Origin of the sequence: Pseudomonas sp. KUIN-1 (assembly GCF_009176725.1) — a bacterium.
GTDB classification, from domain to species: Bacteria; Pseudomonadota; Gammaproteobacteria; order Pseudomonadales; family Pseudomonadaceae; genus Aquipseudomonas; species Aquipseudomonas fragariae.
In genome coordinates this window covers 1,886,941-1,905,417 of sequence record NZ_AP020337.1, presented here as the reverse complement: position 1 = coordinate 1,905,417, position 18,477 = coordinate 1,886,941, and the positions used below count along the sequence as shown (strand labels likewise).

16 protein-coding genes are annotated in these 18,477 nt (G+C 58.4%); 9 read left to right on the top strand and 7 right to left on the bottom strand.

Annotated elements, in window-relative coordinates; genetic code table 11:
• The first annotated feature begins 92 nt into the window (after nucleotides 1–92).
• On the top strand, nucleotides 93–1,949 hold the full coding sequence (locus KUIN1_RS09050) for a sigma-54-dependent Fis family transcriptional regulator (protein ID WP_116886286.1): 1,857 nt from the start codon (nucleotides 93–95) through the stop codon (nucleotides 1,947–1,949).
• A gap of 109 nt (nucleotides 1,950–2,058) precedes the next feature.
• Here KUIN1_RS09050 and cysS read toward each other — a convergent pair whose 3' ends face one another.
• Both cysS and KUIN1_RS09040 read right to left on the bottom strand, forming a co-directional pair.
• Nucleotides 2,059–3,441, bottom strand: a complete 1,383-nt coding sequence (cysS, locus tag KUIN1_RS09045) for a cysteine--tRNA ligase (protein WP_024639690.1) — start codon at nucleotides 3,439–3,441, stop codon at nucleotides 2,059–2,061.
• 24 nt (nucleotides 3,442–3,465) lie between these two features.
• Nucleotides 3,466–5,160 carry a glutamine--tRNA ligase/YqeY domain fusion protein gene (locus tag KUIN1_RS09040; RefSeq protein ID WP_024650802.1) on the bottom strand — a complete coding sequence of 565 codons (1,695 nt, stop codon included), beginning with the start codon at nucleotides 5,158–5,160 and terminating at the stop codon, nucleotides 3,466–3,468.
• A 207-nt stretch (nucleotides 5,161–5,367) separates the two neighbouring features.
• Between KUIN1_RS09040 and KUIN1_RS09035 the strand changes: the two genes are divergently transcribed.
• Both KUIN1_RS09035 and lpxH read left to right on the top strand, forming a co-directional pair.
• A complete protein-coding gene (locus KUIN1_RS09035) occupies nucleotides 5,368–5,871 on the top strand; it encodes a peptidylprolyl isomerase (RefSeq protein WP_003404493.1) in 504 nt (167 codons plus the stop codon).
• Complete coding sequence (gene lpxH / locus KUIN1_RS09030) at nucleotides 5,868–6,614, top strand: UDP-2,3-diacylglucosamine diphosphatase (RefSeq protein ID WP_011267205.1); 747 nt, start codon at nucleotides 5,868–5,870, stop codon at nucleotides 6,612–6,614. The genes KUIN1_RS09035 and lpxH overlap by 4 nt, the downstream gene beginning before the upstream one ends.
• Nucleotides 6,615–6,803: 189 nt before the next feature.
• Here the strand turns inward: lpxH and KUIN1_RS09025 are convergent, their stop codons facing one another.
• From KUIN1_RS09025 to KUIN1_RS09005, 5 genes are all read right to left on the bottom strand, one after another.
• Nucleotides 6,804–8,363, bottom strand: a complete 1,560-nt coding sequence (locus KUIN1_RS09025) for a DHA2 family efflux MFS transporter permease subunit (protein ID WP_225650789.1) — start codon at nucleotides 8,361–8,363, stop codon at nucleotides 6,804–6,806.
• Nucleotides 8,364–8,405: 42 nt separating this feature from the next.
• The gene (locus KUIN1_RS09020) at nucleotides 8,406–9,614 is read right to left on the bottom strand and encodes an HlyD family secretion protein (RefSeq protein ID WP_011267203.1); all 1,209 of its coding nucleotides are present in this window, start codon (nucleotides 9,612–9,614) and stop codon (nucleotides 8,406–8,408) included.
• Between the two features lie 72 nt (nucleotides 9,615–9,686).
• Nucleotides 9,687–10,175 carry a MarR family winged helix-turn-helix transcriptional regulator gene (locus KUIN1_RS09015; RefSeq protein ID WP_003404499.1) on the bottom strand — a complete coding sequence of 163 codons (489 nt, stop codon included), beginning with the start codon at nucleotides 10,173–10,175 and terminating at the stop codon, nucleotides 9,687–9,689.
• A 150-nt stretch (nucleotides 10,176–10,325) separates the two neighbouring features.
• The gene (locus KUIN1_RS09010) at nucleotides 10,326–10,937 is read right to left on the bottom strand and encodes a tRNA-(ms[2]io[6]A)-hydroxylase (protein ID WP_003368536.1); all 612 of its coding nucleotides are present in this window, start codon (nucleotides 10,935–10,937) and stop codon (nucleotides 10,326–10,328) included.
• 84 nt (nucleotides 10,938–11,021) lie between these two features.
• The gene (locus KUIN1_RS09005) at nucleotides 11,022–11,492 is read right to left on the bottom strand and encodes a DUF1289 domain-containing protein (RefSeq protein ID WP_003404500.1); all 471 of its coding nucleotides are present in this window, start codon (nucleotides 11,490–11,492) and stop codon (nucleotides 11,022–11,024) included.
• Nucleotides 11,493–11,894: 402 nt separating this feature from the next.
• Between KUIN1_RS09005 and acnB the strand changes: the two genes are divergently transcribed.
• From acnB to KUIN1_RS27960, 6 genes are all read left to right on the top strand, one after another.
• Complete coding sequence (acnB, locus tag KUIN1_RS09000) at nucleotides 11,895–14,495, top strand: bifunctional aconitate hydratase 2/2-methylisocitrate dehydratase (protein ID WP_003409708.1); 2,601 nt, start codon at nucleotides 11,895–11,897, stop codon at nucleotides 14,493–14,495.
• 278 nt (nucleotides 14,496–14,773) lie between these two features.
• Complete coding sequence (mntP, locus tag KUIN1_RS08995) at nucleotides 14,774–15,346, top strand: manganese efflux pump MntP (protein ID WP_003409706.1); 573 nt, start codon at nucleotides 14,774–14,776, stop codon at nucleotides 15,344–15,346.
• 303 nt (nucleotides 15,347–15,649) lie between these two features.
• Complete coding sequence (locus KUIN1_RS08990; RefSeq protein ID WP_024650800.1) at nucleotides 15,650–16,813, top strand: polymorphic toxin type 44 domain-containing protein; 1,164 nt, start codon at nucleotides 15,650–15,652, stop codon at nucleotides 16,811–16,813.
• On the top strand, nucleotides 16,794–17,204 hold the full coding sequence (locus tag KUIN1_RS08985) for a hypothetical protein (protein ID WP_024640807.1): 411 nt from the start codon (nucleotides 16,794–16,796) through the stop codon (nucleotides 17,202–17,204). The genes KUIN1_RS08990 and KUIN1_RS08985 overlap by 20 nt, the downstream gene beginning before the upstream one ends.
• Nucleotides 17,205–17,238: 34 nt before the next feature.
• Complete coding sequence (locus tag KUIN1_RS08980) at nucleotides 17,239–17,661, top strand: hypothetical protein (RefSeq protein ID WP_024640808.1); 423 nt, start codon at nucleotides 17,239–17,241, stop codon at nucleotides 17,659–17,661.
• A gap of 188 nt (nucleotides 17,662–17,849) precedes the next feature.
• A complete protein-coding gene (locus KUIN1_RS27960; protein WP_024640809.1) occupies nucleotides 17,850–18,233 on the top strand; it encodes a hypothetical protein in 384 nt (127 codons plus the stop codon).
• Nucleotides 18,234–18,477 lie beyond the last annotated feature (244 nt).

The following is an 18,477-nucleotide window of genomic DNA, read 5'->3' as shown; positions in this document are numbered from 1 at the left end:
CTGAACGACACTGGACGGACGTTGCGGGCAAGGATGGTCACGCCGACGGGACCTAAAAACAAAAACAATACGTCACATTCGCAGGCATCCTCATGTCTCAAACCAGCGCTTCGCTTGCTCACGACATCATCATTCAGGATTCATGGACCCGCTGCCGGGACTTCGGCCTCAGTCATCAGACGTGCCCCTCATTCGGCCAATTGCCAGGGACGGAGGTTTCCAGGCTGCTGGAGCGCCATCACGGACTGGTACAGACCACCCATCAGGAGGTCCTGCCGGTCTACGAAAACATTCTCAGCAACTCCAGCTGTCTGATTCTGCTGGCCGACCCTCAAGGTCAGTTGCTCAAGTCATGGGGTGCACAACGCTTCGTCGAATCGTCCCAGGCTCAAGGCTTCATGCCAGGTGCCAGCTGGAACGAACGCGGCACGGGCACTAACGCCATCGGCACGGCGCTGGCCTGCGAAGAGGCCATCCATATTGAACCGGACGAGCATTTCCTCAAGGCCAACCGTTTCATGACCGGTTCGGCCTCACCGATCTTCGACGCAGACAGGCGCATCATCGCCGTGCTGGATGTGTCCAGCGACAGCTTCCTGCCACCTTCACACACGCTGGGCATGGTCAAAATGATGAGCCAGTCGGTGGAAAACCGCCTGATCCTCGACCAGTTTCGCGATTCCCACTTCCAGCTGATCTTCAATACCGGTCTTAACAACCTCGACAGCCAATGGGCTGGCCTGCTGATTTTTGACGAAAGCGGCCAGATCCTGTGCGCCAATCGGCGTGCCGACGCTTTGCTGGGGACGACTCCGGCCGGTGCCAGCATCGAGACGCTGTTCAAGTGTCCGATCCTGCAACTGCTCAGCGAGACCGAAGCGCGTCCGTTTGCGCTGCATGCATTTGGCAACAATCGCTTTCAGTGCCTGCTCAAACGCCCGACTCGCAAACCATTGAAGCTGCATTGCGTCCAGGCTGCGCAGGTGCCTGCAGCACCATCACGAAACCTTGACCTGCAGGCCATCAGCCTGGGCGATGCGAAAGTCGAGAAGGCTGTGCGTCAGGCCCAACGGCTGCTGGAAAAAGACATCCCGCTGCTCATTCATGGTGAAACCGGGGTCGGCAAGGAAGTGTTTGTCAAAGCCCTGCATCAGGCCAGTGTGCGCGCCAGCCAGCCGCTGATCGCGGTCAACTGTGCAGCGATCCCGGCCGACCTGGTCGAGGCCGAGCTGTTTGGCTATGAAAGAGGCGCCTTCACCGGGGCCAACCAGAAAGGCAGCATCGGCCTGATCCGCAAGGCCGACAAAGGCACGCTGTTTCTCGACGAAGTGGGCGACATGCCGATGCCGGTACAGGCGCGACTGCTGCGTGTGCTGCAAGAGCGCTGCGTTCAGCCATTGGGCAGCAGCGAGCTGTATCCGGTCGATATACGGCTGATTTCAGCCACCAACCGGGGCCTGCGCGATCAGGTCCAGGCGGGCCTTTTTCGCCAGGATCTTTATTATCGGATCAGCGGCCTGAGCATCGAACTCCCGCCCCTGCGCGAGCGGACTGACAAACATGCGCTGATCCAGCGAATCTGGGAGCGGCACCGTGATGCTCACCAGCGCGCGGGCTTTTCCAGAGAAGTGCTTGAATTATTCGAGCATCACCCCTGGCCGGGCAACCTGCGTCAGCTCAACAGCGTGATTCAGGTGGCGCTGGCACTGGCCGACGAACAGCCGATCGGCACTGACCATCTGCCCGAGGACTTTCTGCTCGACGCTCACGCGGATGAGGAATGCCGTGCCCCGGTCAGGACTCAGGAGTCGGCCACGCGCCTTCACTCGAGCGAAGACCTCGGCCAATTGTTTCAAGCGGCAGGCGGGAATATTTCACAGCTGGCCAAACGTCTGGGCGTCAGCCGTAACACGCTGTACAAGCGGTTGCGGGAGCAGCGGATCGTTTAGTGTTTGACGCTCGGCAGGCAGCACATCATCGAGGACAGGACGCGGAGCGTCCAGAACAGCATGCCCATGCGGAGCATGGGCACAATAGTGTTTCAGGAACAGTCCTTGATCAGTCCGCCAGACGCCAGGTCGTGCCGCCCTTGCCGTCTTCCAGAAGCACACCCATGGCAGTGATCTGGTCGCGGATACGGTCGGACTCGGCCCAGTCTTTTGCGGCACGCGCCGCCAGACGCGCTTGAATCAGCGCCTCCACTTCAGCCGCATCGACCCGTCCTTCCGCGCCAGCGCGCAAAAAGTCGTCGGCTTCGAGCTGCAGAACACCCAGCACGCTGGCCAGTTGCTTCAAACGTGCCGCCAGACCCGCCGCCGCTGCGACATCGGATTCGCGCAGACGATTGATCTCGCGAACCATCTCGAACAGCACCGCACAAGCTTCAGGCGTACCGAAGTCATCGTTCATCGCCGTGCTGAAACGCTCGACGAACGCCTCGCCACCCGCAGGTTCGGCGACCGGCAGGCCCTTGAGCGCGTGATAGAAACGCTCCAGTGCCGCCTTCGACTCACGCAGGCTGTCTTCGGAATAGTTGATCGCGCTGCGGTAGTGGCTCGACACCAGCAGGTAACGCACCACTTCCGGGTGGTATTTCTCCAGCACGTCGCGAATGGTAAAGAAGTTGTTCAGGGACTTGGACATCTTCTCGCCATTGATACGAATCATGCCGCAGTGCAACCAGGCATTGGCGTAGGTCTTGCCGGTGGCCGCTTCGCTCTGGGCGATTTCGTTTTCATGGTGCGGAAACTCCAGATCGCTGCCGCCACCATGAATATCGAAAGTCTCGCCCAGGCAGCAGGTCGACATCACCGAGCACTCGATATGCCAGCCTGGACGCCCTGCACCCCAGGGCGATTCCCAGCTTGGCTCGCCCGGCTTGACGCCCTTCCAAAGGACGAAGTCCAGCGGATCTTCCTTGGACTCGTCCACTTCGATGCGTGCGCCGATGCGCAGGTCTTCGATCTTCTTGCGCGACAGCTTGCCGTAACCCTGAAACTTGCCGACCCGGTAATACACATCGCCGTTACCCGGCGCGTAAGCATAGCCCTTGTCGATCAGGGTCTGGATCATGGCGTGCATGCCAGGGATATGGTCGGTGGCACGCGGCTCCATGTCCGGCTTGAGGATGTTGAGGCGCGCCTCGTCCTCGTGCATGGCCTCGATCATGCGCGCGGTCAGTGCGTCGAACGACTCACCGTTTTCCCGCGCCCGGTTGATGATCTTGTCGTCGATATCGGTAATGTTGCGCACATAGGTCAGTTCATAACCGCTGAAGCGCAACCAGCGCGTCACCAGATCGAACGCAACCATGCTGCGGCCATGGCCCAGGTGGCAGTAGTCGTACACGGTCATCCCGCAGACGTACATGCGCACCTTGTTGCCATCCAGCGGCTTGAAAACTTCTTTGCTCTTGGTGAGCGTGTTGTAGATAGAAAGCACGTGCTCCCCCTCAAACGTACAGCATCAGGTCCAGGAATCCCGCAACGTCACGGTGCGGTTGAAGACAGGTCGACCGGGTTTGGAGTCCTTGATGTCCGCGCAGAAATAACCTTCGCGTTCGAACTGGAAACGGTCTTCCGGTTGCGCTTGCGCCAATGAAGGCTCGGCGCGACAACCGGTCAGTACTTGCAGGGAGTCCGGGTTGATGTTGTCCAGAAAGCTTGCGCCCTCTTCGGCTTTTTCAGGGTTCGGCGAACGGAACAGACGATCGTACAAACGCACTTCGCACTCTACGCTCTCGGCTGCCGGCACCCAGTGCACGACGCCCTTGACCTTGCGGCCTTCAGGGTTCTTGCCCAACGTTTCCGGGTCGTAGGAGCAACGCAGCTCGATGATGTTGCCGTCGGCATCCTTGATCGCCTCATCGGCACGGATCACATAGCTGCCGCGCAAACGCACTTCACCATTGGGCTCAAGACGCTTGTAGCCCTTCGGCGGCTCTTCCATGTAATCGTCGCGATCGATGTAAAGCTCCCGCGAGAACGGCAGCTCGCGCATGCCCAGGTCTTCTTTCGGGTGGCGCGGCAGCTCCAGCTTCTCGACCTGGCCTTCCGGGTAGTTGGTGATGACCACTTTCAGCGGGCGCAGCACGCACATGGCGCGCGGCGCGCTGTGGTCCAGGTCGTCGCGGATGCTGAATTCGAGCATGCCGAAATCGACAACGCCGTCAGAGCGGTTGGTGCCGATCATTTCGCAGAAATTGCGAATCGATTTCGGCGTGTAGCCACGGCGACGGAAGCCCGACAGCGTCGACATGCGCGGGTCATCCCAGCCATTGACGTGTTTCTCGTCAACCAGTTGCTTGAGCTTGCGCTTGCTGGTGATGGTGTAGTTCAGGTTCAGGCGCGAAAACTCATACTGACGCGGCTTGCACGGCACCGGCAGGTTGTCGAGAAACCAGTCGTACAGCGGACGATGGCTTTCGAACTCCAGGGTGCAGATCGAGTGGGTGATGCCTTCGAGGGCATCCGACTGACCGTGGGTGAAGTCATAGATCGGATAGATGCACCACTTGTCGCCGGTCTGATGGTGATGCGCATGGCGAATGCGGTAGATGATCGGGTCACGCAGGTTCATGTTCGGCGAGGCCATGTCGATTTTGGCGCGCAGTACGCGAGCGCCATCCTCGAACTCGCCGGCTTTCATGCGCGCGAACAGGTCGAGGTTTTCCTCGACGCCACGCTCGCGGAACGGACTGTTCTTGCCCGGCTCGGTCAGGGTGCCGCGATATTCGCGCGCCTGCTCAGGGGTCAGATCGTCCACATAAGCCTTGCCTGCCTTGATCAGCTCGACCGCCCAGTCGTGCAACTGGTCGAAATACTGCGAGGCGTAGCGCACTTCGCCCGCCCACTCGAAGCCCAGCCACTTGACGTCACTCATGATGGCGTCGATGTATTCCTGGTCTTCCTTGGCCGGGTTGGTGTCATCGAAACGCAGGTGCGTATCGCCACCGAACTCCTGGGCCAGACCGAAGTTCACGCAGATCGACTTGGCGTGACCGATGTGCAGGTAGCCGTTGGGCTCCGGCGGAAAGCGGGTCACGATTTTGCTGTGCTTGCCCGAGTCCAGGTCTGCCTGCACGATAGGACGCAGGAAATTGGTCGGTACGGCTGGACCTGCCTTTGAATGGGCAGCGGGTTCTGGAGTGGGCTTGCTCATAGGATCCTTGGACATACGTGCGCGGCCAGGGTAGGCCGACTAAATCAAAGCGCTTATCATAGCCGAAGCTGTCAAGTCCCTGACAACAGACTGCGTATTTGAAGGCATAAAAGCTGCAAAAGCGCTGAAAAATGTAACCTCGTCTGTAAACTGCGCGTCAGGGTCATAATCCGCCCATTCATGCATGACTAGAGAGCGACTTCCCAAATGCCTAATGTAAAGCTGACTACCAACCACGGCGACATCGTGCTGCAACTGAACGAAGAAAAAGCGCCGCTGACCGTTGCCAACTTCATCGAATACGTTAAAGCCGGCCACTACGAAAACACGGTTTTCCACCGTGTGATCGGCAATTTCATGGTTCAGGGCGGCGGTTTCGAGCCTGGCATGAAAGAAAAGAAAGACAAGCGCCCGAGCATCCAGAACGAAGCCGACAACGGTCTGCCGAACAAGAAGTACAGCGTCGCCATGGCCCGTACCATGGAACCGCATTCGGCCTCTGCGCAGTTCTTCATCAACGTCGCTGACAACGCCTTTCTGAACCACAGCGCCAAGACCGTTCAGGGCTGGGGTTACGCTGTGTTCGGTGAAGTGATCGAAGGCACCGACGTGGTCGACAAGATCAAAGGCGTGGCGACTTCCAGCAAGGCCGGCCATCAGGACGTCCCGGTAGAAGACGTGATCATCGAGAAAGCCGAGATCGTTGAGTGATACTGCTGATCTCCGATCTGCATCTTGAACAGGAGCGCCCGGACATTACCCGGGCGTTTCTGGATCTGCTCGCAGGACGCGCTCGCGAAGCCGAGTCGCTGTATATCCTCGGGGATTTCTTTGAAGTCTGGATCGGTGACGACGCGATGTCGCCGTTCCAGCTTTCGATCTGCAAGGCCCTGCGCGAATTGAGCGACAGCGGCACACGAATTTTTCTGATGCACGGCAACCGTGATTTCATGCTCGGCAAGGGCTTCTGCAAGGCAGCGGGCTGCACGCTGCTGAGCGACCCGAGCGTTGTGCAACTGAACGGTGAGCCGGTGCTGCTGATGCACGGCGACAGTCTGTGCACCCGCGATGAAGGCTATATCCGGATGCGTCGCTATCTGCGCCATCCGCTGACGCTGTTTATTTTGCGCCATTTGCCGCTGGGCACTCGGCACAAGTTGGCGCGCAAGTTGCGTAATGAGAGCCGTGCGCAAACCCGTATGAAGGCCAATGATATTGTCGATGTGACGCCGGACGAGGTGCCGCGAATCATGCAGCAGTTCGGTGTGCGTACGTTGGTCCACGGCCACACTCATCGTCCGGCTATTCATAAATTGCAGATTGGCGATCAGGCGGCCAGGCGCATTGTGCTGGGTGACTGGGATCGTCAGGGCTGGGTGTTGCAGGTGGATGAGCAGGGTTTCAATCTGAGTTCGTTCGACTTTGTGCCCGAGACGGTTGCGCTGTTGAATTGATGGTGCGGGATCGCGTGAACTGACCCCGAAAAGCTGGACGGTTGACTATCGTTCCCATGCTCCGCGTGGGAATGCAGTTCGTGACGCTCTGCGTCACACAGCGGTTCTGCGTCGTCTGTGCCATCGTGGTTGAAAAAGCACTTTAGAGCAGTTTGGCCATAGACACGGTTCAGATAGGCGCACAAGAAACTAGTGCCCGCCGCCTGCCGCAGGCCCGGCCTTGGCGGCGAATGGGGGTTTGGCCAGCCAGACGAGCAGGATCAGTCCGGCGAATATCCAGCCCAGCAGGTAGAAGTAATCCACGGTGGACATCATGTAGGCCTGTGCGTTGAGGGTCTGCTCCAGTTGCGCGTAGGCTTGCGGGCTGGCGCCGCCCAGGCTGTCGAGGGCGTGGCGGGTGGCGGGGTCGAAGGTGCTGATGTTTTCGCTCAGGTAGGCATGATGCTGGTTGGCGCGGCGGATCCAGATCCAGGTGGTCAGCGATGCTGCGAAGCTGCCGCCCAGGGTGCGCAGGAAGGTTGCCAGTCCGGAGCCATCGGCGATCTGATCAGGCGGCAGGTCGGACAGCAGAATGCTCAGGGTCGGCATGAAGAACAGTGCCACGCCGATGCCCATGAACAACTGCACCATCGCCACGTGTTCGAAATCCACATCGGTGTTGAAGCCCGCACGCATGAAGCAGCTCAGCCCCATCGCCAGAAACGCCAGCCCGGCCAGCAGACGCAGGTCGAACTTGTGCGCGTACTTGCCGACAAAGGGCGACATCAGTACCGGCAGGATGCCAATCGGCGCGACAGCCAGCCCCGCCCAGGTCGCGGTATAGCCCATCTGGGTCTGCAACCACTGCGGCAATATCAGGTTGATGCCGAAGAAGCCGGAATAGCCGCCGATCATGACCAGCGTGCCGATGCGGAAATTGCGGTAGGCAAACAGGCGCAGATTGACGATCGGGTGCTTGTCGGTCATTTCCCAGATGACGAAGAAAACCAGCGCCACCAGCGAAATTAGCGAGCCGAAGATGATGAAGTTCGACTCGAACCAGTCCAGATCATTACCCTTGTCGAGGACTATCTGCAGCGCACCCACACCGACGATCAGCGCCAGCAGGCCAATGTAGTCCAGCGGTTGGCGAGCCGTGCTGACCGGTCTCTTGGCCAGCTGCGTACGCACTACCAGCACAGCGAACAGACCGATGGGAATGTTGATGAAGAAGATCCACGGCCAGCTGTAACTGTCGGTAATCCAGCCACCGAGGATCGGCCCGGCAATGGGTGCAACTACCGTCACCATCGCCAGCAATGCCAGAGCCATGCCCCTTTTGGCGGGCGGGTACACCGCAATCAGCAGAGTCTGACTCATCGGGTACAGCGGCCCGGCGACCATGCCCTGCAGCGCCCGGAAGCCCACCAGTTCCGGCATGGACTGGGAAATGCCGCACAGAAACGAAGCGATCACGAACAGAATGGTGGCCCACAGGAACAGCTTGACCTCACCGAAGCGGCGACTGAGCCAGCCGGTCAGTGGCAAGGCAATCGCGTTGCTGACCGCAAACGAGGTGATCACCCAGGTGCTCTGCTCTGAACTGACTCCCAGGTTGCCGGCGATGGTCGGCAGCGCCACGTTGGCAATCGTGGTATCGAGCACCTGCATGAAGGTCGCCAGCGACAGACCGATGGTGCACAGCAACAGACTTGGCGGGGTAAAAGAAGCGGGGGCGTTGTTGCTCATCGCGAATCCCTGAAGACGAATGCGACACCCCGGCCAGCAGGCCGGGGCTCACGGATTGGCGGTTCAGCGCTGAACGGCAGTCTTGCCACCGGGCGCACTGTTCTCGTGAATCAGGCGGGCGATCAGCGCGTCGGCGTCAGCCAGTTGCTCGGTGTACACCTGAGTGCTGAAAGCGGCCTGCTTGCGCGGCTGTTGCGCCAGGACCGGACCGCTCTGGTCATGCAGGTTGACCTCAACCGTGGTCGACAGGCCTATGCGCAACGGGTACTTCGCCAGCTCTTCAGGATTGATGTGCACCCGCACCGGCACACGCTGGACAATCTTGATCCAGTTGCCAGTGGCGTTCTGCGCCGGCAGCAACGCAAAGGCACTGCCGGTACCGGCCCCCAGGCTGTCGATGGTGCCGCTGTACTTCACATCGCTGCCATACAGGTCGGAGCTGATCTCCACCGGCTGACCGATGCGCATCTTGCCCAACTGGGTCTCCTTGAAGTTGGCATCGATCCACAACTGATCCAGCGGGATGACCGCCATGGTAGCGGTGCCCGGCTGAATGCGTTGCCCCAGTTGCACGGTGCGCTTGGCCACGTAGCCGGTGACCGGTGCCACGAGTGTTGAACGTGCGTTGGTCAGGTAGGCCTGACGCAACTGCGCAGCCGCTGCCTTGACGTCCGGGTGCGAGGACACCACGGTGTCATCGACCAGCGCCACGCTGGTGCTCAATTGCTGCTGAATATTGTTCAGGGCGCTCTGCGCGCTGGTCAGGCTGTCCCTGGCGTGCGACAGCTCTTCCTGGGAAATCGCCCCGCCGGCTGCGAGGCTGCGACGACGGTTATAGTTGTCCTGAGCGGTCTGCACAGCAGCACGCTGCGCGGCCAGTTGCGCCTTCATGCCATCGACATTGCTATAGAGGCCGCGCACCTGGCGCACGACCTTGCCCAGATTGGCCTCGGCGCTTTGCAGCGAGACTTCGGCATCGCTCGGGTCGAACTTGAGCAGAACCTGCCCTTCGTGCACCAGATCACCATCGTCCGCACCAATACTGATGACGGTTCCGGTGACCAGCGGGGTGATTTCGACCACGTTGCCATTCACATAGGCATCGTCGGTCTCTTCGCTCCATTGGCCGTAGATCTCGTACCAGGCCCAGATGCCCAGTGCGAGGATCACCACGACAATGGCAAGCCCGATCAGCATGAACGTGCGCTTGCCGGACTTCGGCTCCTGTTCAGGAGCCGGGGCAGATGTGTTTTCAGCGGCAGCAGTGGCCATGGCAGTTACCTTTAATCAGCGAAGCGACGGAACGACGGCGATCAGGCTCACGCCTGCCAACACGTCGGCCGCTCAGCGTTTAGCTTTGGGGTTGAAGCTCAAACGAGTCAGAGTGATGTGGTCATCAGCAGCCACCAGCACTTTGGTGAGAATTCTTTTCAGGCTCTCGACCTCTTCACTGTCGAGCGCCGCGAACGTGTCGTTCATCGCGTCCGCGCCAATCTGCGGCAGCAGATCGGAGAGCGCCTGCCCCTGCTCGGTCAGCGCCAGACGCACCTGACGGCGATCGGTCGCGGAGCGCTGGCGCACCACCAGCCCCTTCTGTTCCAAGCGATCGAGCATGCGGGTCATCGAACCGCTGTCCAGCGACAGGTGCCGACACAATTCCACGGGAGTATCTGTAGAAAACTGGGCAATGATGATCAGCACCTTGAATTGCGCGAACGTCACGTCATAGGGCAGCAGGTACTTGTCGAGCATGCGGTCTTTGAGCGCATTGGTACGACCGACCAGCAGCCCGATGAGGCTGGATTCAAAATTGTCGGGGCTGAAATGTTTCATGGATTGACCCAGATAGCTGCCTAGGCAGTGATTGCAAAATATTACTGCCTAGGCAGCCGTTGTCAAAGCATTTATTAGCTTGCTTACTAAATGCCCATAAAAAAACGACCGCTGGCAAGGCGGTCGTTTTTGAAGGGAACGCGAGAGCAATCAGGCGGCGACAGGTACGCCACTGTGAAAGCGGAACTCTTCGTCAGGGCTTTCGATCAGCTCACGCTCGGCCAGACGGATCTCCTCGATCTTGGCATCGACATCAGCCTTGTCGCCGTAGCTGTAAGCCAGCTTGAGGTAGTCCTGAAAGTGCCGCGCTTCGGACTTCAGCAGACCGCCATAGAACTTGGCCAGCTCTTCGTCCAGATGCGGCACCAGCGCGGCGAAGCGTTCGCAGGAACGCGCCTCGACGATGGCACCGACGATCAACGCATCGGTCAGCCGGTACGGGTTGTGATTGCGCACCAGCTTGCGCAGCGCTCCGGCATAACGGGCCGAGCTGATATTGGCCATGGGGATCTGGCGCTTTCTGATGATGCTGATGACTTGCTCGAAATGGCGCAGTTCTTCCCGGGCCAGACGTGACATCTTGCTCAGCAGGTCGAACTTGTCGTTGTACTGAAACATGAACTGGAACGCGGCCCCGGCGGCCTTCTTCTCGTTGTTCGCATGATCGATCAGCAGGATGTCCAGATTGCGCAGCGCGGCCTGGACCCAGCTGTCGGGGGTGCGGCAAAGCAGGAAGGCTTCGATTTCAGGGATCGGGTACATAGGCTCACAGGATGACGGAGAGGCACGGCCGGGCATTATACGAGGAGCCACGATGCCCCGCGACACAAAAGCATGCCGGGTTTGTCAGGCGCCGAAGGCGTCGCGCAAAAAGCCTGGCGCGATGTAACGCTGATAGTGCGCCTCGGACAGCAGGAAAAACTCGCGGTCGATCGCATCGCGCAGTTCCGGCAGCGTCCAGTCGCGGAACTCCGGCAACAGCACAAAACCATAGGCCTCGACCTGGCTGATGACCCGGGCACCACGGGCGATCAACTGGTAAGCCCAGCAATATTCGGACTGGTGCGGCACAAAGCGGATCTTGCGCTGGATGAGCTGCGCACGCAGCCTGTCGGCATCGAAGACTTCGAGCTTGGCAGTCATAACCTGGACCAGCAGTTGCTCCAGACGCAGCCAGACGGCTCTTTTTTCGTCTTCGTTATAGCCGTTCCAGTGGATGACCTCGTGGTGGAACCGCTTGCAGCCACGGCACACCAGATCCCCGTAAACAGTGGAGCAGAGGCCGACGCAGGGAGTTTTGATAATGTAATCGGGCATGTCAGGCAGGACTGCGGAAGGCGAAACAGGGACTCATGTTAGCCCTTTGTCTAAGCAAGTTCACCCCCGAAGATGTAGGGGCTAACTTACCTTTGGCAAAGTTTTGGCGTAGAATCAGCGAGCCTTTTAAGGCGCCAATGTCCGTTGGAAGCTGTTTTCAAAGCGTCACGAGCACAGTCAAGTTAATCCCGCAGTGCGGCGTCGACAGGCCATTCCCTCATCACGAATGGCCGTGTCGACCGCCACTCCCCCCGCCCTGCAGGCGTAAAACTTTGAAAACAGCTTCTGTTAGGAATCACCGATACCCTGCCAACAAGGCTCAATAAGCCTTGCGTGGGTACGGGCGATTTCTGGATGAGCGTCCCGGACACCCATTTGGGACCACTGATGAGGGTTAATACTGTGCTTGAAGCCTACCGTAAACATATCGAAGAGCGTGCCGCCCAGGGCATCGTGCCCCAGCCGCTTAACGCCGAACAAACTGCAGGCCTGGTCGAGCTGCTGAAGAATCCCCCGGCTGGCGAAGAAGCTTTCCTTGTCGATCTGATCACCAATCGCGTTCCGCCAGGCGTTGACGAAGCTGCCTACGTCAAGGCCGGTTTCCTGTCTGCCCTGGCCAAGGGCGAAGCCACTTCTCCCCTGATCGACAAAAAACGCGCTACCGAACTGCTCGGCACCATGCAAGGTGGCTACAACATCGTCACCCTGGTTGAACTGCTCGACGACGCCACCCTCGCGCCGGTCGCTGCCGAACAACTCAAGCACACCCTGCTGATGTTCGACGCCTTCCACGACGTGGCCGAAAAAGCCAAGAACGGCAATGCCCACGCCAAGGCTGTGCTGCAGTCCTGGGCTGACGGCGAGTGGTTCAAGAAGCGCCCGACGCTGGCCGACAAGATCAGCCTGCGCGTCTTCAAGGTCACCGGCGAAACCAACACCGACGACCTGTCCCCTGCCCCTGATGCCTGGTCGCGTCCGGACATCCCGCTGCACGCCCTGGCCATGCTGAAAATGGCCCGTGACGGCATCGTCCCTGACGTTCAGGGCGCCATCGGCCCGATGAAGCAGATCGAAGAAATGCGCGGTCAGGGCTTCCCGATTGCCTACGTCGGTGACGTGGTCGGTACCGGTTCCTCGCGTAAATCGGCAACCAACTCGGTACTCTGGTTCTTCGGCGACGACGTCCCTTACGTCCCGAACAAGCGTGCCGGCGGTTTCTGCTTCGGCAGCAAAATTGCTCCGATCTTCTACAACACCATGGAAGATGCCGGCGCTCTGCCAATCGAATTCGATGTCTCGAACATCAACATGGGTGACGTGATCGACGTCTACCCCTACGCCGGCAAGGTCTGCAAGCACGACAGCGACGAAGTCATCACCACCTTCGAAATGAAGACCCCGGTGCTGCTCGACGAAGTCCGCGCTGGCGGCCGTATTCCGCTGATCATCGGTCGTGGCCTGACCAGCAAGGCGCGCGCCGAACTGGGCCTGCCGGAGTTCGACCTGTTCAAGACCCCTGACCAGCCAGCCGAAAGCACCAAGGGTTACACCCTGGCGCAGAAGATGGTCGGCAAGGCATGCGGCGTAGCGGGCGTTCGTCCGGGCACCTACTGCGAACCGAAGATGACCACCGTCGGCTCCCAGGACACCACTGGCCCGATGACCCGCGACGAACTGAAAGACCTGGCGTGCCTGGGCTTCTCGACCGATCTGGTCATGCAGTCGTTCTGCCACACCGCGGCCTATCCGAAGCCGATCGACGTCAAGACGCACCACACGCTGCCTGACTTCATCATGACCCGCGGTGGCGTTTCCCTGCGTCCGGGCGACGGCATCATCCACAGCTGGCTGAACCGCATGCTGCTGCCGGACACCGTCGGCACCGGTGGCGACTCGCACACCCGCTTCCCGATCGGTATCTCCTTCCCGGCCGGTTCCGGCCTGGTGGCATTCGCTGCTGCAACGGGCGTCATGCCGCTGGACATGCCTGAATCGATCCTGGTTCGCTTCAAGGGCAAGATGCAACCTGGCATCACCCTGCGCGACCTGGTTCACGCCATTCCTTACTACGCGATTCAGGCTGGCCTGCTGACCGTAGAGAAGAAAGGCAAGAAGAACGCATTCTCCGGTCGCATCCTGGAGATCGAAGGCCTCGACAACCTGAGCATCGAACAGGCTTTCGAGCTGTCCGACGCCTCTGCCGAGCGTTCGGCTGCCGGTTGCACCATCAAGCTGGCCAAAGAGCCAATCATCGAATACCTGAATTCGAACATCACCCTGCTGCGCTGGATGATCGAACAGGGTTACGGTGATCCTCGCACCCTGGAGCGTCGTGCTCAGGCGATGGAAGCCTGGGTTGCCAACCCGGAGCTGCTGGAAGCCGACAAGGACGCCGAGTACGCCGAAATCATCGAAATCGATCTGGCCGACGTCAAGGAGCCTGTGCTCTGCGCGCCGAACGACCCGGACGATGCCCGCCTGCTGTCTTCGGTACAGGGCGAGAAGATCGACGAAGTGTTCATCGGTTCGTGCATGACCAACATCGGCCACTTCCGCGCTGCGGGCAAGTTGCTGGATCAGGTCAAGGGCCAGTTGCCGACGCGTCTGTGGCTGTCGCCGCCGACCAAGATGGATGCTCACCAGCTGACCGAAGAAGGCTACTACGGCATCTACGGCAAGGCTGGCGCACGCATGGAAATGCCGGGCTGCTCGCTGTGCATGGGTAACCAGGCACGCGTTGAACCGAACGCGACCGTGGTGTCGACCTCGACCCGTAACTTCCCGAACCGTCTGGGTGATGGCGCGAACGTCTACCTGGCCTCGGCCGAGCTGGCGTCCGTTGCCTCGATTCTGGGTCGTCTGCCGACGGTCGAAGAGTACATGGGCTACGCCAACCAGATCGACACCATGGCAGCGGACGTGTACCGCTACCTGAGCTTCGATCAAATCGCCGAGTTCCGTGAAGCCGCAGCGAACGCCAACATCCCGGCCGTTCAAGTGTAAGCACGAAAGCAGGCATCAGAAGAACCCCATCCTCGTGATGGGGTTTTTTTGCTTTCGAGCATGCCCGTACATATATTTTTCACATTCACATGGCTATAGTGGCGGCCCTTGTTGGGGAGTAGCCTGCTCGTGACTCCGGTCACAGAGCGTTCGTATCAACATTCTCGGCAGCATGCCGTGGTGCGAACACCTTCTGGTTGGCGAGACCAACGATGCATCCATGCCTAAAGTCGGGCGTGTGGTTGCGTCGTTGACTCATAGCCCGACTGGATATAACCGTGAACCCGATTTCCCTCCTCTTTCTCGCGCTTGCCATGTCCACGGACGCCTTTGCTGCGGCTCTTGGTAAAGGAGCAAGCCTGCATAAACCGCGCTTTCTCGAAGCGTTGCGCACGGGCCTCATATTCGGCGCCATCGAAACCATCACGCCGGTCATCGGCTGGGGCATTGGCCAGGTGGCTGCGCGCTTCGCCGAGAGCTGGGATCACTGGATCGCCTTCACCCTGTTGCTGGTGCTCGGCCTGCACATGATCTACAACGGCATCAAGCACGACGATGACGAAGAGCAGGAAAAGCCGGGGCAGCATTCTTTCTGGATTCTCGCCGTCACCGCATTCGCCACCAGTATCGATGCACTGGCGGTCGGCGTAGGCCTGGCGTTTGTCGACGTCAATATCGTGGTTGCCGCCCTGGCCATCGGCCTGGCGACCACGGTCATGGTCACCATCGGCGTGATGCTGGGCCGGGTGCTGGGCACCATGGTCGGCAAACGCGCTGAAATCATTGGCGGTATCGTGTTGATCGTGGTGGGTGCGACGATTCTTTATGAGCACCTGTCTGCGGCGGCCTGATTGACGGCCCGAGACCTATAAACGCAGAATCGAGTAGGGGGCGGGTTCACACCCGCCGTCCTCTCACACCACCTTCCCCCCCACGGCCAGCCAGACTCTTTCAGGCACTAAGATTTGCTACCACTACGACGATGTCACCCACCACAGCCAGAAATATAGATGAGATCCCGATCAGATTCTCAGGGCACCACGCGAAAATTAAGACTTCTCCTACAGACCGCCTTTCACGTCTCCGATAGCCTCCCATCCGTCAATTAAACGCTGATTATTGTCAACGGATCAAAGACACAAGGACGGCCTGCAATGATTTCTTCAGCTCGATTGGGCGACAAGCACGCCTGCCCATTGCCGGGTCACGGTACAACGCCGATCGCTTCTGCATCCGGTGACGTCAACATCAACGGCATGGGCGCGGCACGCGTGGGTGATACCTGTGGGTGCGAGGCGGTCATCACTTCAGGTTTCCCATCTATTCAGGTGAATGGCCGTCCTATGGCCCACTTGGGAAGCCCAACCAGTCACGGCGGGACAATCATCACGGGCTCCAGTAATGTCGGTGGCGGCTTCGTCATGGGTGACCCTGGTGGCGCGACCATTATTAACTTCATGGCGCTGGGGGCCTTCCGGCCAGACGGTTCCGTGGACGACGAGAAGATGGCGACCTTGTTGGCTGACCCGAAGCTCACGGAGAAAGCCTTGGCGGCAAACGCTTTGGTAAATCCAAATGCGGCCCGTGAGAAACCTGAAGAGGAAGCTGTACCAAATGATGGACCTGAAGGCTGTACGCATCCGAACATGATGGAGAAGCTGGCGACCTACATCGCAGACGAGATGAACAACAATATCCACCACTCCTCCGTCTTGAAGATGAATGAGCTGCTCAGCTATGACGTTGCGGAAGAGACTCGTAAAAAAATGGACCTGCCTTGGTACGCCCAAATAGGGAACACCAGCCCTCAAGCTATCGGCGCTTCAAACATGGCGGCAGCCATGATCCTTTGGACTGAGCGAGTAGGCCAGGGTCGTGATTGGGACCACAAACCAAAGATCCACGCGAAGTTTGGCAGGTATCGCCATAGGCAAGGCAAGTACGACTACTACTACGATATTTGGTCCAACATTCATTACGGCTATGTGGGCATGGCCGGAGGACTCAGTGAGAGCGTCCTTTTAGACGGCGCGGGTGTCGAGCAGATTGTTTCAGATCAATTACGACGGTGGGGAGAGCAGATATTCGAAGCCAAAGAAGATCAGAGACTCAAAGGACCTCATGCCACTGAGGGCGTGGAAGGGATGCGCGCATGGGATGACGTCCCGGATCGGATTTCTATTAGCATTGGCGTTAAACTCTTCTATGAGAATCCAAACGGAGGCGTCACGGCAAGAATGATCATGGACAAAGTACTCGCGGTCACACCGTCAGAATGGGGAGATGGCGCCAGTGTCCATGTCTGTGAAAAATATTAAGGCCCGGTATCTTATTGGGGCATTCATAATTCTTCCAGCGCTGTTCTGGTACGTGGCGACCCCTATCGTTCGTGTCCATTATTCTAAAGAAGCTACAGACGAGCTTCGTGTGATCTGGAACACCCAGCACAACACTCATAAAGAAGGAATGCTTCCGGGTCAAGGCACATACGATATCGGGCATATCTTCCCCAATGAGAAGTTTTTTATGAACTTTGATTGGTGGAATGAAAAGAGTCTGCGGAGGTGTATAGCAATTACGCCAAAATGGGGCAGCGTGATAGACATCTACCTCGATGACAGAGGCCGCATCGAAACTGCTAAAACTGGCCCTGACGTTATTGCTCGCTTGAAGAGATGTGAGGGTGACGCTGATCCTTTCCGGCCTTAAGGTGCCCAACCAGCCGCGCAAGAATGGGTAGCACATGTTATTGAGCACAAATGCAAAGAAAATTAAGGCCCGTTACTTGTTCCTTTTCCTATTGATAGCTCCGCTGGTGGCTTGGTACCTTGCTGCTCCAGGCGTAATTGTCCACTACCCTAAAGAAGCCACGGACGAACTGCGCTTAATTTGGAACACTCACGACCAGATTACACGGCAGCGAATGCTACCGGGGGAAGCGACATCGGAGTTTGGTCATGTATTCCCTGATGAGAACTTCTTCATGGTGTTCTTTTGGTGGACCGACAGAGGTTTACGAAAATGCATGGACATCACACCTAAGCGCTGGGCAACGATAGACATCTACCTTGATAGGGCTGGTAGGGTCGATATCGAAAAAACATCTCCTAAGGTTATTGCCCGGTTGAAGCAATGCGTGGGTGAATCTGCCCCCTTTCGGTCCTAAAGCGCCCTGCCAGCAACACAAAAAAGACAATCAGCACGGCCACCATGCAGACCGAGACGACTTACTTACGGAAACATTACGCACGACGGCAACAAGTGAGTTTCTTGCAATAACGCTAGGAGAATGGGGGGGGGGAAAGGCACCAGTGAAAAAAGGCGAATAACGCTAAGTTCAGATATGGCCGATGGGTGCTTGGCGCCTTATTAGTCTGCCCAATTGCATTTTGGTACTTGGCATCTCCAGTCGTAGCTGTCAATTTTTCACATGAAGGAAAGGAAGAATTTCGGTACATCTGGAACACGCAGCATCGAATCTATAAGGGTGACATGCCCAAAGGGGGCGGTTCAGCCGTTGAGTTCAGCTACATATTCCCTGACAAGGACTTTTTCATGATGTTCGATTGGTGGACCGACAAGGGTTTTCAGAGGTGCATCGACATCACGCCTGAATGGGGAAGTACGATAGACATCTATCTTGATGATATCGGCAGGATCGACACAGCCAAAACAGCGCCTGACGTCATTGCTCGTCTGAAACAGTGTGTGGGGCGACCAGCCCCCTTCCGACCTTAACCGGCACTCCAGAACCGCAAGTGTCAAACGTTATGGTCCCCGAGGCGTGCCCATAGCCCCGAATTCACTGGGTTAGCCTGCGTCTTCCACAAGTATCCGGACACCGATTCCACGGCCATCCGGACGCTTTCAGGCAGGCAGCAACGCAGGATTATTCATTACCATCGACCTCTTTTATAGCCGGCAGCCACCAAGTAGCACGCAGACCACATCCTAAAGGAAGCGTCACGGCCAAGATGATCAT

Bases quoted from the DNA above. Each gene is read 5' to 3' on its own strand.
- KUIN1_RS09020 (WP_011267203.1), bottom strand. From the start codon at position 9,614: ATGGCCACTGCTGCCGCTGAAAACACATCTGCCCCGGCTCCTGAACAG.
- KUIN1_RS09005 (WP_003404500.1), bottom strand. From the start codon at position 11,492: ATGCCCGATTACATTATCAAAACTCCCTGCGTCGGCCTCTGCTCCACT.
- KUIN1_RS09050 (WP_116886286.1), top strand. From the start codon at position 93: ATGTCTCAAACCAGCGCTTCGCTTGCTCACGACATCATCATTCAGGAT.
- KUIN1_RS09010 (WP_003368536.1), bottom strand. From the start codon at position 10,937: ATGTACCCGATCCCTGAAATCGAAGCCTTCCTGCTTTGCCGCACCCCC.
- KUIN1_RS09015 (WP_003404499.1), bottom strand. From the start codon at position 10,175: ATGAAACATTTCAGCCCCGACAATTTTGAATCCAGCCTCATCGGGCTG.
- KUIN1_RS08980 (WP_024640808.1), top strand. From the start codon at position 17,239: ATGTTATTGAGCACAAATGCAAAGAAAATTAAGGCCCGTTACTTGTTC.
- KUIN1_RS08985 (WP_024640807.1), top strand. From the start codon at position 16,794: ATGTCTGTGAAAAATATTAAGGCCCGGTATCTTATTGGGGCATTCATA.
- KUIN1_RS08990 (WP_024650800.1), top strand. From the start codon at position 15,650: ATGATTTCTTCAGCTCGATTGGGCGACAAGCACGCCTGCCCATTGCCG.
- KUIN1_RS09040 (WP_024650802.1), bottom strand. From the start codon at position 5,160: ATGAGCAAGCCCACTCCAGAACCCGCTGCCCATTCAAAGGCAGGTCCA.
- KUIN1_RS09035 (WP_003404493.1), top strand. From the start codon at position 5,368: ATGCCTAATGTAAAGCTGACTACCAACCACGGCGACATCGTGCTGCAA.